General features: G+C 66.9%; 25 protein-coding genes and 1 pseudogene. 5 read left to right on the top strand and 21 right to left on the bottom strand.

Features of this window, described 5'->3' with window-relative positions:
* Window positions 1–60: 60 nt before the first annotated feature.
* From pafA to arc, 6 genes are all read right to left on the bottom strand, one after another.
* A complete protein-coding gene (pafA, locus tag ACOGJB_RS01750; protein ID WP_419840657.1) occupies window positions 61–1419 on the bottom strand; it encodes a Pup--protein ligase in 1359 nt (452 codons plus the stop codon).
* Between the two features lie 21 nt (window positions 1420–1440).
* A complete protein-coding gene (gene prcA, locus ACOGJB_RS01745; protein ID WP_419839116.1) occupies window positions 1441–2181 on the bottom strand; it encodes a proteasome subunit alpha in 741 nt (246 codons plus the stop codon).
* Window positions 2178–3023, bottom strand: a complete 846-nt coding sequence (gene prcB / locus ACOGJB_RS01740) for a proteasome subunit beta (RefSeq protein WP_419840656.1) — start codon at window positions 3021–3023, stop codon at window positions 2178–2180. The genes prcA and prcB overlap by 4 nt, the downstream gene beginning before the upstream one ends.
* Window positions 3024–3028: 5 nt before the next feature.
* A complete protein-coding gene (locus tag ACOGJB_RS01735) occupies window positions 3029–3220 on the bottom strand; it encodes a ubiquitin-like protein Pup (RefSeq protein WP_419839115.1) in 192 nt (63 codons plus the stop codon).
* A 74-nt stretch (window positions 3221–3294) separates the two neighbouring features.
* Complete coding sequence (gene dop / locus ACOGJB_RS01730; protein ID WP_419839114.1) at window positions 3295–4803, bottom strand: depupylase/deamidase Dop; 1509 nt, start codon at window positions 4801–4803, stop codon at window positions 3295–3297.
* Between the two features lie 11 nt (window positions 4804–4814).
* On the bottom strand, window positions 4815–6578 hold the full coding sequence (arc, locus tag ACOGJB_RS01725; protein WP_419839113.1) for a proteasome ATPase: 1764 nt from the start codon (window positions 6576–6578) through the stop codon (window positions 4815–4817).
* Between the two features lie 174 nt (window positions 6579–6752).
* Here arc and ACOGJB_RS01720 point away from each other — a divergent pair, with 174 nt between their 5' ends.
* Entirely contained in the window at window positions 6753–6986 is a 234-nt protein-coding gene (locus tag ACOGJB_RS01720; RefSeq protein ID WP_419839112.1) for a ferredoxin, read from the top strand.
* 111 nt (window positions 6987–7097) lie between these two features.
* On the opposite strand, the gene ACOGJB_RS01715 is transcribed toward ACOGJB_RS01720, so the two are convergent.
* The 10 genes from ACOGJB_RS01715 to thrH all read right to left on the bottom strand — a co-directional run bounded on the left by ACOGJB_RS01715 (window position 7098) and on the right by thrH (window position 14224).
* A complete protein-coding gene (locus ACOGJB_RS01715; RefSeq protein WP_419839111.1) occupies window positions 7098–7934 on the bottom strand; it encodes a S1 family peptidase in 837 nt (278 codons plus the stop codon).
* A gap of 59 nt (window positions 7935–7993) precedes the next feature.
* Complete coding sequence (locus ACOGJB_RS01710) at window positions 7994–8833, bottom strand: tRNA (adenine-N1)-methyltransferase (protein ID WP_419839110.1); 840 nt, start codon at window positions 8831–8833, stop codon at window positions 7994–7996.
* Window positions 8830–9081 (bottom strand): hypothetical protein, encoded by a 252-nt coding sequence (locus ACOGJB_RS01705; RefSeq protein WP_419839109.1) that lies wholly within the window; start codon window positions 9079–9081, stop codon window positions 8830–8832. The genes ACOGJB_RS01710 and ACOGJB_RS01705 overlap by 4 nt, the downstream gene beginning before the upstream one ends.
* 10 nt (window positions 9082–9091) lie before the next feature.
* Window positions 9092–9337, bottom strand: a complete 246-nt coding sequence (locus ACOGJB_RS01700) for a hypothetical protein (protein WP_419839108.1) — start codon at window positions 9335–9337, stop codon at window positions 9092–9094.
* Window positions 9330–9731 carry a hypothetical protein gene (locus ACOGJB_RS01695; protein ID WP_419839107.1) on the bottom strand — a complete coding sequence of 134 codons (402 nt, stop codon included), beginning with the start codon at window positions 9729–9731 and terminating at the stop codon, window positions 9330–9332. The genes ACOGJB_RS01700 and ACOGJB_RS01695 overlap by 8 nt, the downstream gene beginning before the upstream one ends.
* Before the next feature lie 77 nt (window positions 9732–9808).
* Window positions 9809–10519, bottom strand: coding sequence for an LON peptidase substrate-binding domain-containing protein (locus tag ACOGJB_RS01690; protein WP_419839106.1), 711 nt, complete (start codon window positions 10517–10519; stop codon window positions 9809–9811).
* Complete coding sequence (dacB, locus tag ACOGJB_RS01685) at window positions 10506–11957, bottom strand: D-alanyl-D-alanine carboxypeptidase/D-alanyl-D-alanine-endopeptidase (protein ID WP_419839105.1); 1452 nt, start codon at window positions 11955–11957, stop codon at window positions 10506–10508. The genes ACOGJB_RS01690 and dacB overlap by 14 nt, the downstream gene beginning before the upstream one ends.
* Window positions 11954–12952 (bottom strand): ROK family protein, encoded by a 999-nt coding sequence (locus tag ACOGJB_RS01680; protein WP_419839104.1) that lies wholly within the window; start codon window positions 12950–12952, stop codon window positions 11954–11956. Before ACOGJB_RS01680 ends, dacB begins: the two co-directional genes overlap by 4 nt.
* Before the next feature lie 55 nt (window positions 12953–13007).
* A complete protein-coding gene (locus tag ACOGJB_RS01675; RefSeq protein ID WP_419839103.1) occupies window positions 13008–13490 on the bottom strand; it encodes a peroxiredoxin in 483 nt (160 codons plus the stop codon).
* A gap of 104 nt (window positions 13491–13594) precedes the next feature.
* Window positions 13595–14224 carry a bifunctional phosphoserine phosphatase/homoserine phosphotransferase ThrH gene (gene thrH / locus ACOGJB_RS01670; RefSeq protein WP_419839102.1) on the bottom strand — a complete coding sequence of 210 codons (630 nt, stop codon included), beginning with the start codon at window positions 14222–14224 and terminating at the stop codon, window positions 13595–13597.
* Window positions 14225–14326: 102 nt separating this feature from the next.
* On the opposite strand from thrH, the gene ACOGJB_RS01665 reads away from it, so the two are divergent.
* Together ACOGJB_RS01665 and ACOGJB_RS01660 are read left to right on the top strand one after the other, a co-directional pair.
* A complete protein-coding gene (locus tag ACOGJB_RS01665) occupies window positions 14327–14890 on the top strand; it encodes a VOC family protein (protein ID WP_419839101.1) in 564 nt (187 codons plus the stop codon).
* Window positions 14891–15000: 110 nt separating this feature from the next.
* Window positions 15001–16158, top strand: a complete 1158-nt coding sequence (locus ACOGJB_RS01660) for an acyl-CoA dehydrogenase family protein (protein ID WP_419839100.1) — start codon at window positions 15001–15003, stop codon at window positions 16156–16158.
* Window positions 16159–16168: 10 nt separating this feature from the next.
* Here the strand turns inward: ACOGJB_RS01660 and ACOGJB_RS01655 are convergent, their stop codons facing one another.
* The 4 genes and pseudogenes from ACOGJB_RS01655 to ACOGJB_RS01640 form a co-directional block, all read right to left on the bottom strand.
* Window positions 16169–17812, bottom strand: coding sequence for a 2-oxo acid dehydrogenase subunit E2 (locus tag ACOGJB_RS01655; protein ID WP_419839099.1), 1644 nt, complete (start codon window positions 17810–17812; stop codon window positions 16169–16171).
* A complete protein-coding gene (locus ACOGJB_RS01650; protein WP_419839098.1) occupies window positions 17802–19040 on the bottom strand; it encodes an NAD(+)/NADH kinase in 1239 nt (412 codons plus the stop codon). The genes ACOGJB_RS01655 and ACOGJB_RS01650 overlap by 11 nt, the downstream gene beginning before the upstream one ends.
* Window positions 19041–19089: 49 nt before the next feature.
* On the bottom strand, window positions 19090–20091 hold the full coding sequence (locus ACOGJB_RS01645) for an alpha-ketoacid dehydrogenase subunit beta (protein WP_419839097.1): 1002 nt from the start codon (window positions 20089–20091) through the stop codon (window positions 19090–19092).
* Window positions 20088–21079 (bottom strand): annotated as a pseudogene (locus ACOGJB_RS01640) (thiamine pyrophosphate-dependent dehydrogenase E1 component subunit alpha). The gene ACOGJB_RS01645 and the pseudogene ACOGJB_RS01640 overlap by 4 nt, the downstream one beginning before the upstream one ends.
* Window positions 21080–21401: 322 nt before the next feature.
* On the opposite strand from ACOGJB_RS01640, the gene ACOGJB_RS01635 reads away from it, so the two are divergent.
* Both ACOGJB_RS01635 and ACOGJB_RS01630 read left to right on the top strand, forming a co-directional pair.
* Window positions 21402–23222 carry an IlvD/Edd family dehydratase gene (locus ACOGJB_RS01635; RefSeq protein ID WP_419840655.1) on the top strand — a complete coding sequence of 607 codons (1821 nt, stop codon included), beginning with the start codon at window positions 21402–21404 and terminating at the stop codon, window positions 23220–23222.
* 36 nt (window positions 23223–23258) lie between these two features.
* The gene (locus tag ACOGJB_RS01630; protein WP_419839096.1) at window positions 23259–24203 is read left to right on the top strand and encodes a calcium/sodium antiporter; all 945 of its coding nucleotides are present in this window, start codon (window positions 23259–23261) and stop codon (window positions 24201–24203) included.
* A 5-nt stretch (window positions 24204–24208) separates the two neighbouring features.
* Here the strand turns inward: ACOGJB_RS01630 and ACOGJB_RS01625 are convergent, their stop codons facing one another.
* Window positions 24209–24625: a hypothetical protein gene (locus tag ACOGJB_RS01625; protein WP_419839095.1), complete on the bottom strand. Its 417-nt coding sequence runs from the start codon at window positions 24623–24625 to the stop codon at window positions 24209–24211.
* Window positions 24626–24948: the final 323 nt, after the last annotated feature.

Genomic DNA, 24948 nt, shown 5'->3' with positions numbered 1-24948 from the left:
GGCGCCGGACGGCGCTCCGCAGCGGAATCCGGAGAGTCACATTGCGTGTCACCGCACCCATCACAGCGACTCGATCAGCTTGTCGACCCGCTCGTCGTGGGAGCGGAACGGGTCCTTGCACAGCACGGTTCGCTGCGCTTGGTCGTTGAGCTTGAGGTGTACCCAGTCGACGGTGTAGTCGCGGCGCCGCGCCTTGGCTTCACGAACGAACGCCCCGCGCAGTCGAGCCCTCGTCGTCTGCGGCGCTTCCTCGATTGCCCGGCTGACGTCAGCTTCCTCGAGCATCCGCTCCACGTGGCCGGCGCGCTGCATCAGGTAGAAGACACCCCGCTTCGAGTGAACGTGGTGATATTGCAGGTCGAGCAACGCGATGTGGGGGTCATCGAAGCCGGTCGCATGGCGGTCGGCGTAGCCCGTGAGCAGTTTGTGCTTGATGACCCAGTCCACCTCCCGGTCCAGCTTCAGCGGGTCGTCGTTGATCGCTGTCATGGCGTGCTCCCACATGCCCAGCGCACGCGACTCCTCGGGGGTGAGGTCATTGGTCTCGGCGAAGCGCAGAGCCCGTTCGAGGTACTCAGACTGGATGTCCGCAGCGCTGACCTCGCGTCCGTTCGCGAGCCGCACCTTGCGACGGCAGGTGATGTCGTGGCTGATCTCGCGGATCGCACGGATCGGGTTCTCCAGCGTCATGTCGCGCAGCACCACTTCGGGGTCTTCGAGCATGCGCAGCATCAGCGCGGCCGCGCCGATCTTGAGGAACGACGTGTACTCGCTCATATTCGAGTCGCCGACGATGACGTGCAGGCGGCGAAATCGCTCGGCATCGGCATGGGGCTCGTCACGGGTGTTGATGATCGGGCGGCTGCGGGTGGTTGCGCTCGACACGCTTTCCCAGATGTGCTCGGCTCGCTGGGTGATGCAGTAGCGGGCGCCTTTGGCGGTGTTGAGCACCTTGCCTGCCCCGGCGTAAATCTGGCGCGTGACCAAGAACGGGATCAGCACTTCGGCGTAGTTCGAGAAATCGTCGGCGCGGCTGGTCAGGTAGTTCTCGTGGCAGCCATAGCTGTTGCCGGCTGAGTCGGTGTTGTTCTTGAACAGGAAGATCGTGCCGTTGAAGGCTTCTTCGGCCAGCCGCTCGGTCGCGCTGGCGACGAGCTGCTCGAGGATCCGCTCGCCCGCACGGTCGTGGCACACCACGTCATAGACCGAATCGCACTCAGGAGTGGCGTACTCGGGATGGCTGCCGACGTCGAGATACAAGCGGGCGCCATTGGCCAGGAACACGTTGCTCGACCGCCCCCACGAGACCACCCGGCGGAACAGGTAGCGCGCCACCTCGTCGGGGCTCAGCCGTCGTTGCCCCCGCAGCGTGCAGGTGACCCCGTACTCGTTCTCGAGACCCATGATGCGCCGCTGCACGACGCTCACCGTACTTCGCCCCTAAGAATCTTCCTGATCAGCGCTGTCTTCGGGTTCTGCAGCGTCGTCGCCGAGCGCAGCTTCCACCTCGGCGTCGTCGAGGCGCCGGAAGCACCGGCGGCGGTGCGTGGTGTCGGGAACAATCGACTCGAGCAGGGCCACCTCGAGATCCGGCGCGGTGATCTCGCGTTCGGGCCCCGCTAGCGCGGCGCGGGCCAGCCCGATGGCTGCGTCGGCATCGAATTCGGGGTCGTAGCCCTCAGCGACTCGCTCGCGCACTGCATCGGCATCGCCGCCGATGCAGCAGTACGTCTCCTCGTCCATCACGGTCCCGTCGTACTGGATCCGGTAGAGCTGGTTGGCCTCGTCGCCGCTGCCGACCTCGACGACCACGATCTCGACCTCGAGCGGCTTGAGCTCGTGGGTGAAGAACTGCCCGAGCATCTGCGCGTACTGGTTGGCGAGGCTGCGGGCTTCGACGTCTGAACGTGAGTACTGGTAGCCCTTCAACTCGGCATGACGGACGCCGGCAACGCGCAGCTGGTCGAACTCGATGTAGCGGCCGACGCCGCCGAACGCGATCCGGTCGTAGATCTCCGACACCTTGCGCAGGGTCGCGCTGTTGTTCTCTGCCACCAGGGCAATGCCGCCGTCGTACTCGAGCGTCACCAGCGAGCGACCTCGGGCGATTCCCTTGCGGGCGTAGTCCGCACGGTCCTGCATGAGCTGCTCAGGGCTGACATACAGCCCGGGCATGCTCATCGCGGCACCTCGCCTGTACGGGCAGACGACCCTCCGCCGCTCCCGCCGCTGGCGAGATCAGCTTGCAGCGCCGCAAAGACCGCGCCTGATTCCGCATCGTCGAGCTGGCGGAAGCCGTCGGGGCCGATTGCGGCGAGCACCGGATAGATGCCCCTCACCGGGTCAGGCCCGCCGGTGGCGCTGTCCTCGTCAGCGGCGTGCCACAGCGCCTGCACGCTGAGGGCCAGAGCGTCCGGCTCGCTCAGGTCGTCGCGGAACCCGAGCTTGAGGACTGTTCCCGCGTGCAGGCTGCCCGAACCTGCGGTGGCGTAGTCCTGCTCCTCGTAGCGGCCCCCGGTCACGTCGTACTGGAACAGCCTGCCTCGCCCGTCAGCAGGGTCGAAGCCGGCGAAGATCGGCACCACTGGCAGGCCGAGCATTGCCTGGGGCAGGTGCGCCCGGATCATCTCGGCAAGCTGATTCGCCTTGCCCTCCAAGCTCAGCGGCTTGCCTTCGATCTTCTCGTAGTACTCGAGCTGCAGCTGGAAGAGGCGGACCATCTGCACCGCTGGGCCCGCCGCACCGGCTATGGCGACGGCCGAGTAGGAATCCGCGGGAAACACCTTGCGCATATCGCGATGACTGATGAGATGCCCGCTCGTGGCCCGCCGATCCCCCGCTACGACCACGCCGCCGGAACTGCGCACGGCGAGCACGGTGGTGGCGTGGGAGCCCTCAAGGGAGCCGAGGCCGCCCTCGGCAGCAGCGACCTGCGCGAGGTCGCCAAACGGCTCGTTGCCTGTACGTCGCAGCAGTTCGAGAAAACTCGCCCCGGGATCATCGCCTGGGGCGAAGAACGGCATGGGGTTCACTCGCCGCCTTTCTGCACGTAATTCTTCACGAACTCTTCGGCGTTGGTCTCGAGCACATCGTCAATCTCGTCGAGAAGATCGTCGAGTTCGGCTTTCAGTTCGGTTGCCCCTTCCGACGCCGTGTCGGTATGTGTGGTGTCGGTGGTCTCCCTCGGAGCCGACCGTCGCACCTGCTCGCGTTCTGCCATCTCGGGCCTCCTCCGGTTTCGGTTGCCTGGTCTCGAATGCGTGAGCGTTCCGATTGCCGCCTGAAGGGGACCCGCTAGTTGCCCAGCCGTCGCAGCAACTCGGCTGCGTCGCGGCATTCGTCCAACAAGTTACCCACGTGGGTCCGGGTTCCTCGCAGCGGTTCGAGCATCGGCACCCGGCGCAACGGATCCGTCCCGATGTCGAACACCATCGAGTCCCAGTTGGCGGCCACGATCTCCTCGCCGAACTTCTCGAGGCAGCGGCCCCGGAAATAGGCGCGTGTCGTCGGCGGCGGCACCGACACGGCCTCGTTCACCTCGTCGTCGGTGGTGATGCGCTCGAGGCCCACGCGCCGCGCCAGCGACTTGGACGGGCGCAGGTCGTGGTACTGCAGGTCGAGGGCGGCCAGCTTCGGATCGTCCCAGTCGAGGTCGTGGCGCCCGGCGAACCCCTCATACAGACGCAGCTTGGCGACCCAGTCCAGTTGCGTCGCGAGGCTCATCGGATCCGATTCCAACCCGGTGAGCATGCCTTCCCAGCGGTCCAAGATGTCGTTGCCGATGTCGTCGCCGCCGACCGGATCGAGACCGTGGCTCTGTGCGTACTTGCGGGCAAGCTCCAGGTATTCCCACTGGATCTCGATGGCACGCATGTGGCGGCCGTCGACCAGCTCGATGAGTCCCGACAAGGCGGTGTCGAAACTCACCTGGCGGAGCGCCGCGACCGGAACGAGCGGGGTGAGCGGCTCGGACACGAAGTCGTCGTCGATCATGGCCAGCACGAGCGAGGTTGTGCCGAGCTTCAGGTACGTCTGGACCTCGCTCATGTTGGCGTCGCCGACGATCACGTGCAGGCGCCGGTATTTGCGTGTGTCCGCGTGCGGCTCGTCGCGAGTGTTGACGATGGGTCGCTTCAGCGTCGTCTCGAGACCGACTTCCTCCTCGAAGAAGTCGGCGCGTTGGCTGATCTGGAACGGCCGGTCTCCGAACGGCGCCGGCGAGCGGTCGACCATCGGCACCTCGTTGCCCAGCTTGCCGGCCCCGCAGAAGATCTGGCGGGTCACGAAGAACGGCAATATGTGCGTCACGATCCTGCCGAAGGGAACGTCACGGTCCAACAGATAGTTCTCGTGGCAGCCGTAGCTGTTGCCTTTGCCGTCGCTGTTGTTCTTGTGGATCACCAGCTCTTCGTCGTCGGGCAAGAGATTGTTCGCAGCCTGCATGGAGCGGATCAGGATTTCTTCCGCCGCCCGGTCATAGACGACGCATTGGCGTGCGTCAGAGCACTCCGGCGTCGACAGCTCCGGATGCGCGTGGTCGACGTAGTAGCGGGCGCCGTTGGTGAGCACGGCGTTCACCAGGTGCGTTTCGATCTCGGGGGCGAGCGCGTCGAACTCGTTGAAGCCTCTCGCGTCGATGCCCGGCTGCTCGTCCTCGAAGTCCCAGCTGACGCGCTGGCACAAGAACCCGTTGACGTAGGCGTTGATGATCATCGACGACGCCGCAACGGGATTGGAGTCGCCGTTGCAGCGATGGAGAATCCCGAACTCCGTCTCGATGCCAACGACCTTGTGAACCGCCACCGCCCCGGACTCTAGAGGTACTGGCTGGTCTGTACCCGTTCGATGGCTCGGCCGCCGAGCGCCTCGCTGTCGTCGGGGTCGACGAGGGTGCGGATGAACACGATCCGCTCGCCCTTCTTGCCGGAGATCTTGGCCCAGTCGTCGGGATTGGTCGTGTTGGGCAGGTCTTCGTGCTCGCGGAACTCCTGGCGGATGGAGCCCATGAGGTCGTCGTACCGGATGCCGCTGCTGCCGGTGGCCAGCGAACGCTTGATGGCGTTCTTCTTGGCCCGCCGCACGATGTTCTCGATCATCGCTCCCGACGCGAAGTCCTTGAAGTACATCACTTCCTTGTCACCGTTCTGGTAGGTGACTTCCAAGAAACGATTGAGGTCGTCGGGGCGGTACATCTCGTCGACGGTGCGCTCGATCATCACTCGCACGGCCTTGTGGGGGTCTCCCCCGCCCAGATCGGCCACCTCCATCTGGTCGATCGGGAGCTTCGGCGTCAGGTAGGTGCTGAAGATCGACAGTGCCGCCTGCTCGTCAGGCCGGTTGATCTTGATTTTCACGTCGAGGCGTCCAGGCCGCAGGATCGCGGGATCGATGAGGTCTTCGCGGTTGGAGGCACCGATCACGATGACGTTGCGCAGGCCCTCGACTCCGTCGATCTCGGCCAGTAGCTGCGGCACCACGGTGGATTCCATGTCGGAGCTGATGCCGCTGCCGCGGGTGCGGAACAGTGACTCCATCTCGTCGAAGAACACGATCACCGGCCAGCCTTCGGAGGCCTTCTCGCGCGCCCGCTCGAAGATGCGCCGGATCTGGCGCTCGGTCTCGCCCACATACTTGTTGAGCAGTTCGGGGCCCTTGATGTTGATGAAGAAGCTGCGGGCGCCCTGCTGGCCCGACACCTCGCCGACCTTGGCCGCCAGCGAGTTGGCGACCGCCTTGGCGATCAGCGTCTTGCCGCACCCGGGCGGGCCGTACAGCAAGATGCCCTTCGGCGCCGGCAGGTCGTAGGTGCGGAACAGGTCCTGGTGCAGGTAGGGCAGCTCCACCGCATCGGTGATGAGCTCGATCTGGGTGTCCAGCCCGCCGATGTCCTCGTAGGTGACGTCGGGAACTTCTTCGAGCAGCAGATCGTCGACCTCGGGTCGCGGGAGGCGCTCGAGCACGATGTTGGAGCGCACGTCGAGCAGCAGGTTGTCGCCCGATCGAAGCGGCTGATCCCGTAGATCGCCGGCGAGTTCCACGATGCGTTCCTCGTCGGCGCGACCGGTGACTAGCGCTCGGAATCCGTCTTCGAGCACCTCATTGAGGGTGACCACCTCGCCCGAGGTCTCGGGACCGCGTGCCAGCACGATGTTGTAGGACTCGTTGAGTACCACTTCGCTGCCCTCGACGAGCTCGGTGCCGGCGAGATCGGGATGCAAGGCGACGCGCATCTTGCGGCCGCTGGCATGCACATCTGCGGTGCCGTCGTCGTTGCGGGACAGGAACGTTCCGTAGGCCGAAGGCGGCTGGGTCAGCTTGTCCACTTCTTCTCGCAGCGCAGCGATGTGCTCGCGCGCCTCACGCAGCGTGTAAGTCAGCTTCTCGTTCTGCGACACTGCAGCGGACAGCTGCCCCTTGGCCTCCAGCAGGCGCTCTTCGAGCGTGCTGACCCGGGCGGGTGTGTCGGCCAGTTTGCGCCGCAGCAAGGTGACCTCTTCTTCGAGCGCGCGCATGCGGCTGCGGAGCTCGCCCGCGTCGCCCGCATTGCTGCGCCGTGGCTCGTCGTCGCTCTGGTCCATGCGCGGCTGACACTACCCTGACACCGTTGTCTCGACGCGACGCGCGGCCGCGTTCGCAGCCCGGCCGCGGGTGCGTTGCACCGCAGTGCCGTGCAGTGAGCGCGCCGATTCGGTAGATTTCATAGTTGGCTCGGTTCCCCCGGTCGAGCCGCTCCATAGGAAGGTCGCTACACCATGAAGGTCTGGATCGATCAGGATCTGTGCACCGGTGACGGGCTCTGTGAAGAGATCGCACCAGATGTCTTCACGCTGCTCGACGATGGTCTTGCCTACGTGAAGGAAGGCGACAAGGTATTCGCCGAACCGGGTGGCGTCGAAGGTCTCGCAGAGTTCGCCGACTCCCAGCTCGACGCCGTGATCGAATCCGCCGAAGAGTGCCCCGGGGAGTGCATCTTTATTGAGGCGTAAGCCTCGGTGAAGCATCAAACGCGGATTGAGGCGTAAGCCTCAATAAAGCGACAAGCACAGATCGAGGCGTGAGCCTCGCTGAAGCATCAAACGCGGATTGAGGCGTAAGCCTCAACGCAGCGCACACCTTCCGTTCGGTACCTCGCGCAGCTCCTCAGGCTTGGCCCTGACCACGGTGCGGCCCAGGTAGTCGATCCGGGCCTCGACTCCCGACGAAACGAGGAAGCCCATCAATTCGTCGCGGTTGAGCGCGAAGCCGATATCGGCAAGCCCCGGCACCGCGGCGAAGGCGACACCGACGACGCTTCCCTGTTGATCGACAAGAGGTCCACCCGACTGTCCAGCACGAACATCGGCCGCCAGTACATACACACGTCTTCGGGTGCCGTCACCCCACAGACCGCTTGCGTACACGTAGTGCTCGATACGGGCAGGCGACACCTCGAGCGAGGCCCCCGCGGGATAGCCGAGCACGGCCGTGATCGCTCCGAGCCGGCCGCGATCGACGCCCAGCGGCGGCACCGGGGCAGCCGTGCGGAGCAGGGCGAGATCCCGTGCTTCGGAGAATCCCACCACCTCCACTGGGAACGACACTGCCGTTGCGGACTCGCCCGCGACGACATCGATCTCTACTGCTGATGCCCCTGCGATGACGTGGGCAGCTCCGATCAGCAATCCCGAGGCGACGGCAAACGCCGTGCCGTTCGAGACGGGCCCGCAGCCTCTCGCTCGCAGCGGCACTACCGCTCGAGAGATCTCGTCGAGCGTTTCGTTGTCGATCGTGACCGCCGTCGGCGGTGCACCAAGCCACACCGGTCCGTCAACACTATTGATGGTCGCGACGGGCTCTGGGGGCTGACCCGCAAGTCCGGCATCGTCGGGATCGGGCGCGCAGCCGGCCAATGTCAACGCCAGCATCAGCGCGCACAGCGCCACGCACAGCGCCACGGCCGACGCACTGCGCGCACGGGTTCGGGTTCTGATGTGTGGAGTTGCCGCGAGGCCCGTCACGCCTCGATCAATCGAGCGTGCGTCAAGAAGCCGGTGTGGGCGATCATGCGGTGATCGGGTCGCACGGACGCTCCTTCGACGTGCCAGCTGCGGTGCAGCACTTCGATGGTCTCGATCAGGGCCCAAGGTCCGTCTGAGAGCGTGCGGCGCAACTGCTGCACCTGGGTCACCGACGGGTTGTAGGCCACGACAATCCCGCCGCGTCGCAACCGGCCCGGCAGGTGTACCGCGACGCGCCACGGCTCGGGAATGTCGAGCACGGCCCGGTCATAGAAGCACCCCAACCCGGCTGCGGAGCCCGGCTGGGCCGAATTCCGTGGCCCCTCCACGGCGTCGTAAGCATCGCGAAGCTGGACGTCGTAGCGCTCGAGTGCGCCAGGTCCGGCGATGGCCTCGACGTTGCTCAGCGCCCGATTGGCAAAGTCCTCCCGCAGCTCGTACCCGGTGACCGACGCACCCGTGCGCAGCAGCGTTGCCGACAGTGCGCCCGAGCCCACGCCGGTTTCGAAGACTTCCATGCCCGCCCGGACATCGGCCAGCATCAAGATCGCGCCGAGGTCCTTGGGATAGATCACCTGCGCCCCGCGCGGCATCTTCAGCACGTGATCGGCGAGCGTGGGACGGACTGCCACGAACCGTGCCCCCGAACCGGTGCGGAACTTCGAGCCTTCGAGCGAGTTGATGATCGCGTCGTGCTGCACGACTCCTGCGTGGGTATGGAACTCGCCGCTTTCGCGCAGCGTCACGAGGTAGCGGCGCTGGCGGCTGTCGATCATCAGCACGGTCTCGCCGGCTTGCAGCTCGGCCGGCTGCGATGCAGCCGACGCCTGGCTCACGTGCCCTCCGCTGGGGGCAGGTCGTCGCCTTCGCCGCGCTGCACCAGACGGATCACGAGCTGCTCGCCAGCCGCAAGCTCGCTCTGAAACACCACTTCTCGCTCGCGCTTGGCGATGCGACGCAACAGCCGCAGCCCGCTGGCGACGATCGCCGCCGCCAGCCACACCCCGCTGCCGCTGCGCGCCCGTCGCCACAGTGCGTCCGCAGCACGGGCGCCCATGCGCCGAGGTATCACGTTGACCTTCACGCTGGTGGGCCTATACCCGTACGACTTCAACGAGCGTGCTGCGACGGCGCCCTCGGCGGCGGCCGAACAAGAACGCAGCCAGCACCAGGCCCGTGCCGAGCGCTGCGGCCACGGCGACGGCGGCGCTGGACACCTGCTCGACCGTATCGCCCGCCCCGCCCATGATCTCTCGCACGCGCCCGGAGATGTCCGACGGCGTGATGCGCTGGCCATTTGTGCCCGAACCGGTCATGAGTCCCCCGTTGCCCTCAGTCATCGTCATCGCCTGTGGCGTGCTCATCGGCCTTCGGTGCGGTGAGGTCTGCTGCGGCACCGTTGCGCCCCGGCCGCACCGCCCGAATCAGCGCCAGGATCGCCAGCACGAGAAAGGCGACACCTGCCAGGTACGGGACGAACGACCAGTTCGCATTGAAGATGCCGGCTTCTGCCTGCAGCACGCGCACCAGTGCCAGCGTCGCAAGCACAACGCCCAAGCTGACCCCCAAAGCGCCGGCAAGCCCGAACAGCAAGTACCGGCCGAGCCCGCGCAGCGGGCCCACCGTCTCTTGGACGGCATAGGCCCGGAGCATCTCGAAGAGTTCGGAAATCTCGGCTCGCAGGCCGGAGTCTCGTCGAGGCACAGTTCGCTCAGGTCCCGTCTGCTGGGGCACACGCTGCGAGGGTGCAGCCGGCTCCCGCACAAGTCGCCACTCGACATGAGCGGGCCGCCCCCGCCCGTGGGGCGACGCTACCGTTCGCCCAGCAGTTCTTCTACGCCGTCGAGGACCTCCCCGATCACCGCCAGCCGGCGGGCAGGATCGGGCGAGCACAGCATCTGATGGCGGTCGAACGGGCCGGCAGGCACGAGCGACGCGAGCTGGAACGACCAGGCCGAAGCGTCGCCAGGCGTCATGGCCAGGCTCGCAAGCTGATCGTCGACGGCAGCCGATTCGGCCGCGGTGACCCCGATGGCACCGATCTCTGACGCACGCGCCCGCAGGCGGCGCAGGCGAGCGACGGCGGCCTGCCGCTCGGTTGCGGCCACCTCGGCGGGTTCGTCGGGCCAGTCGGCGGCCAGTGCCCTGGGGTAGGGATCGTCCGCCAGCCACTCGACCACCCGGATCCGCCGATCGCCGGCGGCGATCATCATCCAGCGCCCGTCGGGCAGCTCCTGGTGCTCGACGATGGCGGCCAGGCATCCAACATCGGCACGCACGTCGCCGCCGCCGACCTCGCTGCCGCGTTCGATCATCACGACGCCGAAGGGTTCGGAAGTGTCGGTACACCGCCGCGCGAGCGCCCGGTACCGGGGCTCGAAGATGTGCAGCGGCAGCACGCCCCCCGGCAGCAGCGGCGACCCGAGCGGGAACATCGCACGCTCGCGTGCGTCATTGGGCACAGCACGTTCGCGTGCGTCATCAGAAAGAGCACGTTCGCGTGCGTCATCAGGCAGAGCCACGGGCCAATCCTCGCAGGGCGGTGACGTCGCCCACCGGGTAGCGCAGGAGTTGGCCGACCAATGACTCCTGCAGGTCCAAGCCGACACGACCTTCGGGCGGCACGCCATTGAGCATCTGGGCGAACGTCACCGTGCCGCTGTCGGTCTCGATGAACCCGGCCAGGGCGTTGACACCCCGCAGCAGACCGGTCTTCGCATGCAGCCGCCCGGCCGCAGGATGTTCGGCGAAGCGGTGCGAGAGCGTCCCGGTGCGCGCCGCAACCGGCAGCCCTGCTGCGAATTCGCTCTCGGTGCCGAAATGATCGAGAAGCGCGACGAGGAAGCCGCAGGTGACCATGTTCTGACGATCCAATCCCGAACCGTCCACCACCGCGGGACGTGACCGGTCCGCCAGCAGGTCTGACACGATCCGCTCTGCGGCAGCAGCGCCCGCTGGGGTGGTGCCCTCTCCTGCACTTCGCAGGCCGATCTCGCGCAACATCAGCTCGGCGGTGGTGTTGTCGCTCTCGCGCAGCATCTGCTGGATGATCTCCACCAGCGGCGGCGACGTGAGCCGAGCGATCTCGTTCATGCCGCTCGGCGTCGCCGACACGCCGATCTCGACGTCCACCGAGACGCCCCGAACCCGCAGCAGGTCGGCCAAGGTGGAGACAAACCAGCGTGCCGGGTGTTCCGCAGCAGACAGCGTCGTCGTGAAGCCCGTGATGCCGTCGTTCAGATTCAGCGCAGACAGCGGGCCGCTGTTGAGCTGGGTGATGTAACGCTGCGGCCACGTCTCGGGAAACCGTGTCGTGTCGTAACGAGACTCATCCGCGATGAGATTGCCCCGCAGCGTCTCGATGCCGAGCCCGAGGAGTTCGTCGGCAAGGTCTTCCACCGGCGTGCGGAGTTGCGGCTGGCGGCGGTGAGAATCTGCGTACGACTGGGTCATGATCAGCGGATCGCCGCCGCCGACGACCCAGACGGTGCCGTCGAGGGTGCCGTCGACGATCTCGGCATCGGTCAGCACCTGAGTGACGAGCCGTTCATCGGGGTCGACGACGGCCAGCGCTGCTGCGGCGGTGATGAGCTTCTGTACTGATGCGGGGATCACCGGGTCGGGATTGCTCGAGAACACCTCGGTGCCGGCAATCGAGATCGCGAGGCAGTGCGGCTCGGGCCAGTCCGAGCTGAACGCGGTCATCTCGGTGCCGATGTGATGCTCCTGCGCCGCTCGCCACAGTGCATCGGGTGCGCGCTCGGCCCGCAGCAGCGGCAGCGCCGACGGTCCGGGCTCGGCACTGTCGTCGGGCGCAGGCCCAAGAACGGGAGTACGCAGCGATGCTGCGTACTCCGCTGCATCGTCAGCCGATGCGTTCATGCGCAGGGCCGCCACCGTGGGCAGCAGACCAGCCGCTGCTGTCAACAGCACCAGCACGGCCGTGCGCAGGAGTCTCACGTCACGTGAGGAAGGCCGTCGCCTGCGGCAGCACTGTGGCCCTGTGCGCCGCCCATCGCGGCGCTGTGGCCCTGCGCTCCGCCCATGGCGGCGCCGAGCGCCGCAGAGATCTCGCCTGCTTGGGAGGGCACGATTCTTGGACGCGAGTCAGCGGACCGTCCGATGAGCAGCGCGTTCACGTGCGCTTCGGCGGATTGCGCCAGCAGATCCCAGTCCTCGCTGAGGCCGCCGCCGATCACGACCATTTCGGGGTCGGTCAAGATGCACAGATTCGAGATGCCCAGCGCCAGCCAGTAGCTGAACTCTTCCAGCACGTCGAGTGCCGCAGCATCCCCGCGACGTGCCGCAGCAGTGACCGCCGGACCGGTGACCTCGGTGCCCAGCCGCTCGGCGGCAATCCGTGCCAGCGCGGAGCCGGATGCATACATCTCCCAGCATCCCCGCCGCCCGCACGCGCAGCGGCGACCATCCGCCTCGACGATCATGTGGCCGGGCTCCCCGGCCAGCCCACCCGAGCCTCGCAACACGGCGCCGTCGAGCATGAATGCGCCGCCGATCCCGGTGCCGAGCGCCACCATGACGCCGTTGCGGACACCCCGCGCGGCTCCAGAGGCCAGTTCCCAACGGGCGGCGCAGTTCACCTCATTGTCAAGAAACACATCCAGGCCCAGCATCTCGCTGAGTCCCGAGCCGATGTCGGCGCCGTCGACTCCGACGATGTTCGGCGAGACCGTCACGCGACCGTCGATCGTGATCAGGCCGGCCATCCCGACGCCGACCGACACCGGGCCGGATCCGGCCCCGAGCTGGGCCACCATGGCCGCAAGCGTCCTCAGCAACGGTTCGGCGCCGTGAGGCGTCGGCTCGCGCAGGGTCCGCTGCAGCTCGCCGCTGCCATCGGCCGCCACGCCGAAGATCTTCGTGCCGCCGACATCGAAACCGAAGTGCACTGCCGATGTAACCGCATCGTCAGCGCTCGCCGTGTCGGTTGTCATGCGTGTTGCGGCACCCGTTCCCAGGCGCCGCACTCCCGCAGTGGTCTGCTGCGGATCAGAGCTTCCCCAAGATCGAAGAGCAACTCGACACCTCGATGTCGCCTCCGGGCTCCACCTCGAGCGCCGTGACCGTGCCGTCCTCGATGACCGCTGCGTACCGGCGCGAGCGAGAACCCAGGCCGAAGCCCGAGCCATCCATGACCAGGCCCATGGCCTCGGCAAATTCGCCGTTGCCGTCAGCAGCCATCTCGATGCCCTCGGCACCTTGGGCCTGCGCCCAGGCACCCATCGTCCAAGCGTCGTTCACCGAAACGCAGACGATCTTGTCGACGCCCTTGCCGGCAAGCTCGGAAGCGCCTTCGACGTAACCCGGCAGGTGGACGTTGCTGCAGCCAGGCGTGAATGCGCCCGGCACTGCGAACAGCACCACCTTGCCGCTGCCCAGCATCTCGCTGGATTGCACCGGCGCTGGCATGCCGCCATCGTCCAGTACTCGCAGCGTCACATCGGGAATCTGGTCGCCGACTTCGATCGCCATTGCTTTGCTCCGTCCCTAGTAGTTGTCAGAACATGTGGATCGCAGCGTATCCGCGCCGCCCATTTGCCTTGCGGGGTTGCACCGGCGGATCAGCGTCGGGGGCGTCAAGTGCAGCAGCCGCTTTCTGATGCAGGCACCTGCACGCTCTCGATCCAACGCATCAACTCGTCGTAGGTGAATGCCGCAGGCAGGTCCGGGTTCGCCTCGGCCACTGCCTCGGGGCATCGGAACAGGCTCGCGACATCGGCTGCCCGCAGCATGGTGAGGTCGTTGTAGGAGTCACCGACGGCGGTCACGTGGTAGTTCAGCGCGCGGTATGCCTCGACGGCGCGGCGCTTGGCGTCGTTCGCCCGGCGTCGCCAGCCCGCCAAACGCCCGTCGACCACGTCGAGCCGGTGGCACAGCAGGTGCGGGTAACCCATCAGCTCCAAGAAATGATCGTCGAATTGCTCGAAAGTGTCCGAGAGCAGCACCACGACCCAACGGTGGCGGAGCTCGTCGAGGAATTCTCGCGCTCCCTCCAACAGGGGCAGCTCTGCGATGACCTCGCGGATCTGATCGAGCGACACGTCGTGGGTGTTCAGCACGTCGATCCGGTACTGCATCAGCGCGTCGTAGTCCGGCTCGTCACGGGTCGTGCGTCTGAGTTCGTCGATCCCGGTGCGCTGAGCCACCGCTATCCAGATCTCGGGCGTCAGCACGCCCTCCATGTCCAACGCGATGACCCTCTGCACGAGCGCCGAGTCTGTCACGAAGAAACCCGGCGGAGTACTTCTCGGTACTGTGGTGGCGGCTGGGCCGCATCGGGGCTGAGCGGCCATACCGGAGGGGTTGCCATGTCTTCGCGAACCGACGTGCCGCACGTTCGCCTGCCGACCAAGATGGCTCATTGCGTGTTTCGCACCGACGACATTCCGGCGGCGCGCGACTGGTGGTGCACCGTGCTGGCGGCACAGGTCGTCCATGAGAACGAGTTCATCTGCTTCATCTCCTACGACGACGAACATCACCGGATGGCATTCGTCAACCGGGGCCAGCCGGGTCGCTACGAGTCGCGCAAGGGCACGCTCGAGCACATTGCGTACTCGATGGGCAGCTTCAGTGACCTGATGGACCACTACGAGCGGTTGCGCACCGCCGACATCATGCCGGTGCGCACAATCAACCACGGGCCGACCACCTCGATGTACTACGCCGATCCCGACGGCAACGGTGTGGAGTTCCAGGTCGAGAATTTCGCCACGATGGAAGAGTGCATCGAGTTCATGAACGGGCCGGTCTTCGCCGAGAACCCGATCGGGGTGCTCTTCGACGCTGATGTGCTGCTCGACCGCTTCCGCCGCGGCGACCCGCTAGCCGAGCTGGTGCAGCAGGGTTCCGCTCCCGCACCTGCTGGCTAGATCACGCGTCGACAGGTACCGCCGGGCGCGCTCGGCGGTGATGCTCGTATCGTGAGATCGCCGCAGGTGGACGCACTGCGGACGGCACATCTCGGAGGCAGTGAGTGAGCATGACCGTCAATCGCAACATCTACATGAGCGATGAGCTGGAGGCGATCTACGAACAGACGGTCGCGTTCGTGGCCAATGAGGTCACACCAGTCGGCGATGCGTGGGAGGAAACCGGGCAGGTCCCGCGTGAGATCTACAAGCGCATGGGCGAGCTGGGGATGTTCTCGCTGCGCGTCCCCGAGCGGTGGGGCGGTCTCGGGCTCGGCCCGCTCGCTTCGGCGACCTTTGCCGAAGCGCTCGGCACCTCGACGTTCGCTGGCTTCGAGGCGAACATCTTGGTGCACACCGACATGGCACTGCCGCACCTGCTCAATGCAGGCTCCGAAGAACAGCTCGAGCATTGGCTGCCGTCGATCCAGTCGGGCGACACCATGATGTGCATCGGGGTGACCGAGCCCGACGCAGGTTCCGACGTGGCGGGGCTGCGCACCACCGCGGTGCCCGACGGCGACGGCTGGCGTCTCAACGGCACCAAGACCTTCATCACCGGTGCCGTGTACGGCGATGTGATCGCGCTGGCAGCGCGCACCAATCCCGATGACCGCTACGGGATCTCCATGTTCCTGGTGCCGACAGCGGCCGAGGGCTTCGAAGTGGCCCGCAAGCTCGACAAGCACGGCTGGCGCTGCTCGGATACTGCCGAGCTGGTGCTGAACGACGTGTGGCTTCCCGGCGATCATCTGCTCGGCGAGGTGCACCGTGGCTTCTACGCCGCCATGGCGAACTTCCAGAACGAGCGGATGGTGATAGTGGGAATGGGCATCGGTGCAGCTCAGGTCGCGATCGACCTGACCAACGCCTACACCCAGCAGCGCAAGGCGTTCGGCAGCTCGTTGTACGACTTGGGCGCGATCCGTCAACGCATGGCGATGAACCAGGCGCAGGTAGACGCGGTGCGGGCCTCGATGTACCACGCCGCATGGCTGGCTGAGCAGGGCATCGACGCCACCAAGGAGATGTCGGGTGTGAAGGCCTTCGGGGCCGAGGTCGTCAACCGCGTCATGTACGACTGCATGCAGTTCCACGGAGGCATGGGCTACATGCGCGAGTCGACGATCGAGCGGATGTGCCGCGATGCCCGCATCCTGCCGATCGGCGGCGGCGCCACCGAGGTCATGCTCGAAGAGGTCGCCAAGCGCAGCTACGCAGACGTCTGAGCGGCGCGGGCTAGCGCGATTCGAGCCAGTCGCGGATTGCTCCGGCGAACCGGGCTGCGGGAGCGCCGTCGAAGGCCCGGTGGTCCCAGGTCAGCGAGAGCGTGAGCGTCGGGCGGGCTGCCGGGTTGCCATCTGACCAGACGGTGTCTTCGCGGATGCGGCCGACGCCCAAGATCGCCGTGTTCGGCGCATTGATGATCGGCGTGAAGGCGTCCACGCCGAACATGCCCAAGGCGGTCACCGTGAATGTGGCGCCCTGGTAGTCGTCGTAGCCCAGCGTGCCGTCGCGGGCCCCGGTGGCGAGTCGCGTGGTCTCCGCCGCAATCTCGTCGAGGCTGAGGCGGTCGGCATGGCGGACGACTGGCACGAGCAGGCCGTCGTCGAGTGCGACGGCAAGCCCGACATGTATGTGTGGCAAGAGCGCAACCGCGTCGTCGGTGACTTGGGAATTCACCCGTGGATGCTCGCCCAACGCCGCCGTCGCCGCAGCAACCACGAAGTCGGTGTAGCCGGGGACCACTCCACTTGTTGATGCTGCGCCGGTTTCAGGTTCGCCGGTAACGCCACGGTTGTCGGCGCCACCACCGTTGGCATCGTCACGGCCATCGGCGTCGCCACTGCGGGCAGCTTTGGCGAGCGCTTTGCGTTCCGCCACGACGGCACTCATGTCGACATCCATCGTGAGCGTGAGCTGGGCCATCGAGCGCAGGGACGCGCTCATGCGCTCCGCGATCACGCCCCGCATGCCGCGCAGCGGGATCTGCTCTGACGGCGTCTGGGTCAAAGGCGGTGCCGGGTCGGGCGCCGCGGATTTTCTGGACGTTTCGCCCGCAGACTCCGCGGCCCGCCCCGAAGGGGTGAGAGCACCGGCACTCAGTCCGGACAGGAGCGTTCTGACATAGGCGGCTACATCGGCTCGTGAGATGCGTCCATCGGCAGCGCTGGCTTGCACACCACGCAGGTCGGCGCCGAGCAGGTCGGCAAGCTGCCGCGCAGCGAGCGTTGCCGGCGGCTGCACCGACCCATCCGGCCCATGCGTCGGCGACCCCGCTGCCGGCGACGATGCCGATACTCCTGGCCCGGGCTCCGTGGATCCCCCGACGGTTGCCGGATCGGCTGCCTGCGGTGCTTCGCTCGCGGCCCGAACATCTCGCTCGGTGATGCGGCCCTTGGGTCCTGACCCTGCGACTGCTGCCAACTCGACGCCGAGCTCGCGGGCCAATCGCTTGGCCGCCGGCGACGCCAGGATGCGCTCGCCCGGAGCGCGCACCGGCGCGGCAGCAGGTCGGGGGGAGCCTTGCCCAGCCGGGGTGGCAGCAGGTTGGGCGGAGCCTGGGTGTGCCGGAACTCCGCCGGCCTGCACCGGAGCAGCAGCCGGCGGGCCAGCCGGCGCAGTGTCACTGGCCGGCGGTTCCTCGCCGGCCTCCAGCAACCAGCCGATCCTCACGCCGCAGAGATACTCCTCGCCTACCTCGCCGGTCTGGGCCAGCACGCCGCTGCCCGAAGACTCGATCTCGGTCTCGACCTTGTCGGTTTCCACCAGCAGCACCGACTGCCCTGCGGTGACCTCGGCGCGGTCGGGCACCAGCCAACGCAGGATCGTGCCCGACTCCATCGTCAGACCGAGCTTCGGCATCGCAAACTCAACGGCCATCGAAGTCCCCTCGTCCTGCGGGCGCAGGGCTGAAGGGGTAGCGCCGTCGCTGCGCCGCTGCAACCGCTGCGCCCACGTCGATCACATGCGGCCCGTCGGGGTTGACGGTGATCGTTGCCCGTTCGCCGGCGCCCAGCACAATCTCTCGCTCCCCGTCCAGGGCCAGCACGCCGGGGCCGCGCAGCGTGACGGGCTGGCCGAACGCGAGCCGCTCGCACAGGGCAATGTCGATGTCGGAATAGCTGCCGGGCATCACGGCTGCCCGGATTCGCCTGCCGCCCGGTGCTGATCCCGAGCCCGGCGTACATCCCAGGCGCACATGGGCCGCGCCGGTCTCGTGTCGTCGAACTGGGGCCACGGCCGCAGCGATGGCAGACAGCCCCACCGAGTCCGGCTCGGCGATCGCAGCGACGATCTCGCTCACCGATGCCGACTCCCACACGGCGCGTGCGCCCACGAACGATCCCCGCACCAGGCATACGTCCACGAGCGCAACATCGGCGTGCGAGCTCCCCTCCACGGGCATGCGCGAACTAACGAGGCTTCTCGCTGCCGCACCAGTTGCTTCCCGCTCTTGTTCCCCAATTCTCATGCGATTGGGCTCACGGGCCGCTCGGGCCACAGCTTCGCCATCGGGCTCAGCCTCCAGCGTGACGTCGATGATCTTCGCCTGCGATGTGACTTCGGCTACGCCGGCCCAGCCGCTCGCCACCGCTCCCGCGGCGAAGCCGGCGACCGTGGCCTCAAGTTGGAGCGGGAACACGTTGTTGGTGCCGACCGCCAGCGGTACCAGCGGCACATCTCGCCAGCCCTTGGCGACATCGCGCTGAGTGCCGTCGCCGCCGAGCGCAATCACCGCCCCCACACCTCGATCACGGAACTGTGCGGCGGCCAGTTGTGAATCACGGCCGGTATGCCAGCCATGCGCCGCCAGCACCTCGGCGTGCGGCACAGCGCTACCGGAGCCCTCCCCAGTCGGCGGCAGCCTCAGCCCTGCCAGCGCTCGCTCCCCCAGCCGTGCCCGGTCGCCGCTGATCAGCACACGGCTTGCCCCGCCCTCCACTGCGCCCACGACGGCGCGCCGGATAGCGCCGATCTTGACTGCGTCCGAGACCGGCGTGGCGCCCGAGGTCAGGCGTCTGAGGTCTTTGCCGGCAAGCGGGTTGGCAACGATGCCCACTGCGTTGCCGGGCGGTCGTTCCATCGGCGTCATCGAGTTGGCAGCCACTCAGTCAGCCACTCAGCCCGCGTGACCGCCCGACTGCCGGCTGCGCGCCTCACGCGGCGGCGAGGGCTCGGATTCGCTCGCCGATCATGTCGGCGTTGGGCACCCATTCCTTCTCGAGTACCGGGCTGAACGGCACCGGGCTGAACGGTGCGCCGACACGTTCGATCGGTGCATCGAGGTAGTCGAAGGCTTCCTCAGCGATCTGCGATGCAATCTCGCCGCCGAGGCCGCCGAACCGGACCGCTTCGTGCACCACCGCGACGCGGCTCGTCCGGCGGGCCGAGGCGATCACCGTGTCGATGTCGAGCGGCTGCAGGGTGCGCAGGTCGATCACGTCGCACTCGACGCCTTCGGCGGCTAACGCGGTCGCAGCCGAGGTCGCCTCGTGCACCATCCGGCCGTAGGTGACCACGGTGATGTCGTCGCCGGATCGCACGGTGTTCGCCGATCCCAACGGCACCTCGTACATATCTTCGGGCACGCCGCCTTTGAGACCCAGCAGCCGCTTGTGCTTGATGAACACGGTGGGGTTGTCGTCGCGGATGCACGAGATGAGCAGGCCCTTGGCGTCATACGGGTTCGACGGCATCACCACCTTCAGCCCGGGAATGTGGCACAGCATCGCCTCGAGGCTCTGGCTGTGCTGTGCCGCCGCGGACAGCCCGGCACCGGCACTGGTGGTGATCGTCATGGGGAGCGTGGCTTTGCCGCCGAACATGTACTTCAGCTTCGCCGCCTGGTTCACGATCTGGTCCATGGCCACGAGGATGAAGTCCATGAACATCAGGTCGACCACTGGGCGCAGGCCGCTCACCGCAGCCCCGGTGCCGAGACCCACGATGGCCTGCTCGCTGATGGGCGTGTCGACGACCCGCAGGTCGCCGAAGCGGTCGTTGAGCCCTCGGAACGAGCCGAACACTCCCCCGGCCCGGCCGACGTCCTCGCCGGCCACGAAGACGTCCGGGTCGTCGTCCATCATCTGCGCGAGCCCCTCGGCGAAGGCGGCGCCGTAGGCGATGCTGCGCCCGTTGGGGTCGGTTGCCTGAGTCATGACGAAACTCCTGAGTACGCGGGCTGGGTGTAGACATCGACGAGCAGGCTGTCGGGGTCGGGCAGCGGGCTCTCTTCGGCGAACGCGATGGCCGCCTCGATGTCGGCCTCGGCTGCGGCGTGTACTGCCTGGGCGCCGCTGGCGTCGAGCACGCCGGCTGCGGCGAGCCGATCCTCGAACAGCTCGATCGGGTCTCGCTGTTTCCACTGCTCGAGCTCGTCGTCGCTGCGGTATTTCATGCCGAGCGTCTGCACGCCGTGGTGGTTGTAGAAGCGGTAGGTCTTGGCCTCGATGAACGAGGGGCCTTCGCCCCGGCGGGCCCGGCCCACGGCCTCGTTGGCTGCTTCCCACACGGCAACCGCATCCATGCCGTCGACGATTGCGCCGGGCATGCCGTAACCGGCGGCACGGTCGACCACGTCGGTGATGGCCATCGTGCGATCACGCGGCGTGAACTCGCCGTACTCGTTGTTCTCGCAGACGAACAGCACTGGCAGCGACAGAGCGGCTGCCATGTTGGCCGCTTCGTGAAATGCGCCGATGTTCGAGGCACCGTCGCCGAAGAACACCACCGAGACCCGGTCGTTGCCCCGGTACTTGTTAGCGAACCCCGCACCCACCGCGATCGGCACGCCGCCGCCCACGATGCCGTTGGCGCCGAGCATGCCGAGGTCGAGGTCGCAGATGTGCATGGAGCCGCCCTTGCCCCCGCAGTAGCCGGTGGCCTTGCCCATCAGCTCAGCCATCATCCCGCCGTAGTCGCCGCCTTTGGCCACGAGGTGCCCGTGTCCCCGGTGGGTCGAGCTGATCTGGTCGTCGTCGTCGAGGTTGGCGCACACCCCGCGGCGACGGCTTCCTCCCCCACGTACAGGTGCAGGAAACCGGGCAGCCGGTTCTGCTCGGCGAGCTTGCCGGCGGCCTCTTCGAAGTGACGGATGCGCACCATTCGCCGGTGCAGATCCAGCAGTACTTCCGGACTCGGATCCATGCAAACCCCCTCGTCGCACAGGCATCTCACACTAGTGCCGTGTCAGGGAACCTTCGATGTGCGACGCTGCGCCGGAGTTCCCAGTGCGCCTGGCCGAGCTGGGTGGTGCAACCACGCAAACGTTTGTTGACGCGGCACTAGTTCTGGGCCTGCGTGGCCGTCGTGGCCCGAAACCTGCGCAGGAATGCCGTCATGGCCGGCGCGACTGCGCAGAGAACCGACAAGGCATGGGACTGGCGCAGGAATACCGCTGCTGCGTGCTCCGGCGTAGTGTGGCCCGGTGGCTTCCGAACCAGATTCAGATGCAACTGACCCCCGTTCGATGCATCCCGCGGGCGGTCCCGATCCCGGCATCGGACGCGGCGGACTGCGTTCGGCGGCTTGGTTCGACATCGAGGGCGACCCGCTCATGTCGGCGCTCTACCTGGAGCGATACGCCAACTTCGGTTTGACGCGTGAGGAGCTTCAGTCGGGCAAGCCGATCATCGGCATCGCCCAGACCGGTTCGGACCTCTCGCCGTGCAACCGCCACCATCTCGAGCTGGCCAAACGGGTGCGCGAAGGCATCCGCGAAGCCGGCGGCATTGCCTTCGAGTTCGGCGTGCATCCGATCCAAGAGACCGGCAAGCGGCCCACGGCTTCGCTCGACCGCAACCTGGCGTACTTGGGCCTCGTCGAGGTGCTGCAGGGGTACCCGCTCGATGGCGTAGTGCTCACGATCGGCTGCGACAAGACGACGCCGGCGTGCCTCATGGCTGCCGCCACCGTCAACCTGCCTGCTATCGCGCTCTCGGTGGGACCCATGCTGAACGGCTGGCACGAAGGTCGCCGCACAGGATCGGGCACTGTCGTATGGAAGGCCCGCGAGATGTACGCAGCGGGCGAGATTGACGACACCGGATTCATTGATCTGGTGGCCTCTTCGGCCCCGTCGGTCGGCTACTGCTCCACGATGGGCACCGCCACCACGATGAACTCGCTGGCCGAAACCCTGGGCATGCAGCTGCCAGGCTCTGCCGCCATTCCTGCCCCGTACAGGGAACGGGCGCAGATGGCGTACCGAACAGGCCTGCGCATTGTGGACATGGTGCGCGAAGACCTTCGACCCTCCGATGTCATGACCCGCGAGGCGTTCGAGAACGCGATCGTGGTCAATTCCGCGATCGGCGGTTCCACCAACGCACCGATCCATCTGAATGCGATTGCGGCGCATCTCGGCGTGCCGCTCGACAACGACGACTGGCAAAAGCATGGCTTCGCCGTGCCGCTGCTGGTGAATCTGATGCCGGCCGGGGAGTATCTCGGCGAGGATTACCACCATGCCGGTGGCGTGCCCGCGGTGGTCGGCGAGCTGATGCGTGCGGGGCTGCTGCCGCACCCCGATGCGCTGACCGCCAACGGCCGCAGCATCGGCGAGAACTGCGCCGGGGCGCAGATCAAAGACGCCGATGTGATCCGAGCTGCAGATGAGCCGCTGCTGGCCGATGCCGGCTTCATCAACCTGTCGGGCAACCTGTTCGACAGCGCCATCATGAAAACGAGCGTCATCTCCGACGAGTTCCGCGAGCGCTACCTGTCAGATCCCGACAATCCCGATGCGTTCGAGGGGCGAGCCATCGTCTTCGACGGGCCGGAGGACTACCGGGCCAACATCGACAACCCCGATCTCGACATCGACGAGTACTGCATGCTGTTCGTGCGCGGCACTGGTCCGGTCGGCTATCCCGGCGGTGCCGAGGTGGTCAACATGCAGCCGCCTGCGGCGTTGCTGGTGCGCGGAGTGCATTCGCTGCCCTGCATTGGCGACGGTCGCCAGTCGGGTACGTCAGGCTCGCCGTCGATCCTGAACGCTGCGCCCGAAGCCGCTGTCGGAGGCGGCCTGGCATTGCTGCGCACCGGAGATCGTGTGCGGATCGACCTGCGGCGCGGCAGCGCCGACATGCTGGTGGACGACGACGAGCTGGCCCAGCGCCGGGCTGATCTCGACGCGGCCGGCGGCTACCCCGTGCCGCCGTCGCACACCCCGTGGCAGGAGATCCAGCGGTCGATCGTTTCGCAGTTCGACGAGGGCATGGTGCTGCGCCCCGCAGTCAAGTACCGCGACACCGCCCGCACCCATGGCACCCCGCGGCACAACCACTAGCAGCCTCCGGCAACGCTCGATGAGAACTGCTCAGCGATGATCTGGGCCTTGCTGGCGCTGCTGGCGGGGCTGGTCCTGCTGGTGGTGGCCGGGGATCAGTTCGTGGCCGGTGCGTCGCGTCTGGCGACGGCGCTGCGCATGCGGCCCGCCGTGATCGGCGCAGTGGTCCTGGGCTTCGGGACGTCCGCCCCCGAGATGGTCGTGTCGTCGCTGGCGGCCATCGACGGCAATCCCGATATCGGCGTGGGCAACATCGTCGGCTCGAACGTGGCCAATCTCAGCCTGGGCCTCGGCGTGGCCGCGTTGCTGATGCCGATCCCGTTCTCGCGCACCGCGCTGCGGCGCGACGTTCCGTGGTCGGTGGCGACCGCTGCCATCTTCGCCTTGCTGGTGATCGACGGCGACCTCAGCCGGCTCGAAGGCGGGCTGCTCGCGGTGCTGATGGCCCTCACGCTGGTCTGGCTCATTCGCTCGTCGCACGACGACCCCGTGGCCGACGCAGGGCCCGCCGGCCTCGCTCAAGACGCCGGGAGGCCGCTGGGAAGCCTCGTCAGAGCAGTGGTGGGCCTCCTCGGCGTCCTCGTCGGAGCGCAGCTCGCGGTCGAAGGCGCAACCAACCTCGCGGAAGCCTGGGGCCTCAGCGGCGGGTTCATCGGGTTCTCGGTGGTGGCGTTGGGCACCTCGCTTCCCGAGCTGGCGACCGTCGTAGCCGCCGCCCGCAAAGGCCATGCCGAGCTGATCGTGGGCAACCTGTTCGGCTCCAACGTGTTCAACAGCCTCGCCGTGGGTGGGGCGATGGGCTTGGTGGGCGCCGGCGCCATCGATTCGCCGTCGCTGACCGGCTTGGGCATCGGGGCGATGATGGCCGTGGTCCTGCTGGCCTACCTCGGCGCCCTCGTCGGCAAGCGCGCCGGGCGCATCGACGGCATCGCCCTGCTCGCCATCTACGCCGCATCAATGATCCTGCTCGGCACGAGCTGAGCCCGTTAGCGCCTCGCCCTGTGGCCTCTGCCCGATTTGATCGGCAATGCCGACACGCGATCCGACTGCTGCGCCAATGCTGCCAAATCCTTCAAGTCGTCAGTGAGAATCGTGCCAGCAGGTTCGGCCATAGCCACGACGACGGCATCGACTGCTGATCCGCGTCCTGCCAGTCTTCTCAACTCGCCGGCTCGCTTGGCTGTCTCACGAGTCACCGTTTCCAAGACCGAACAGCTCTTCAACAGGATCTCAACGACGACATCATCTTGCGGTCGTCCTGAGAGGCATTCCGCAAGCACGACGGTCGGAATCACTGGTGGCCATAGGCCTTCCCCCACGAGTGCCTCGAAGTCCGACAGCGCCTGCTCGCCACCGCGGGCAAGGTGAGACACAGCGCCGGAATCGAGCACCAGCACACTCATGGGCGAGAGTGCGCAATTCGGGCCCGCTTGATGCTTTCCACAAGTGCTGCGGACCGCCGCCGGTGCTTTTCCGAGGGTTCACCGACTTCTGTGCGCAAGTGAGCTAGGTATTTCTTGGCTTCCGCGAGCAATGCCGCGCGCTCCTCGTCTGGGATTGCGAGCCAGTGCTCCTCTTCGGTATCTGTGCGGCAAGGGCTTCTGTCGTCGAGATCGGCGACAGCGGCGCTCACCGACGCCTGCTTCGCAGCTGCTTCCGTCGCTGGGTTTGCCGGGCGGCGCGGCCCGGGCGCGAACTGACCACCGCGGCCTGAACCTTTCGGATA

The organism is Candidatus Poriferisodalis sp. (assembly GCF_965208895.1).
GTDB lineage: Bacteria > Actinomycetota > Acidimicrobiia > Acidimicrobiales > Poriferisodalaceae > Poriferisodalis.
The sequence above is the reverse complement of the archived record's forward strand: the minus strand, read 5'-3'. Positions and strand labels throughout refer to the sequence as shown.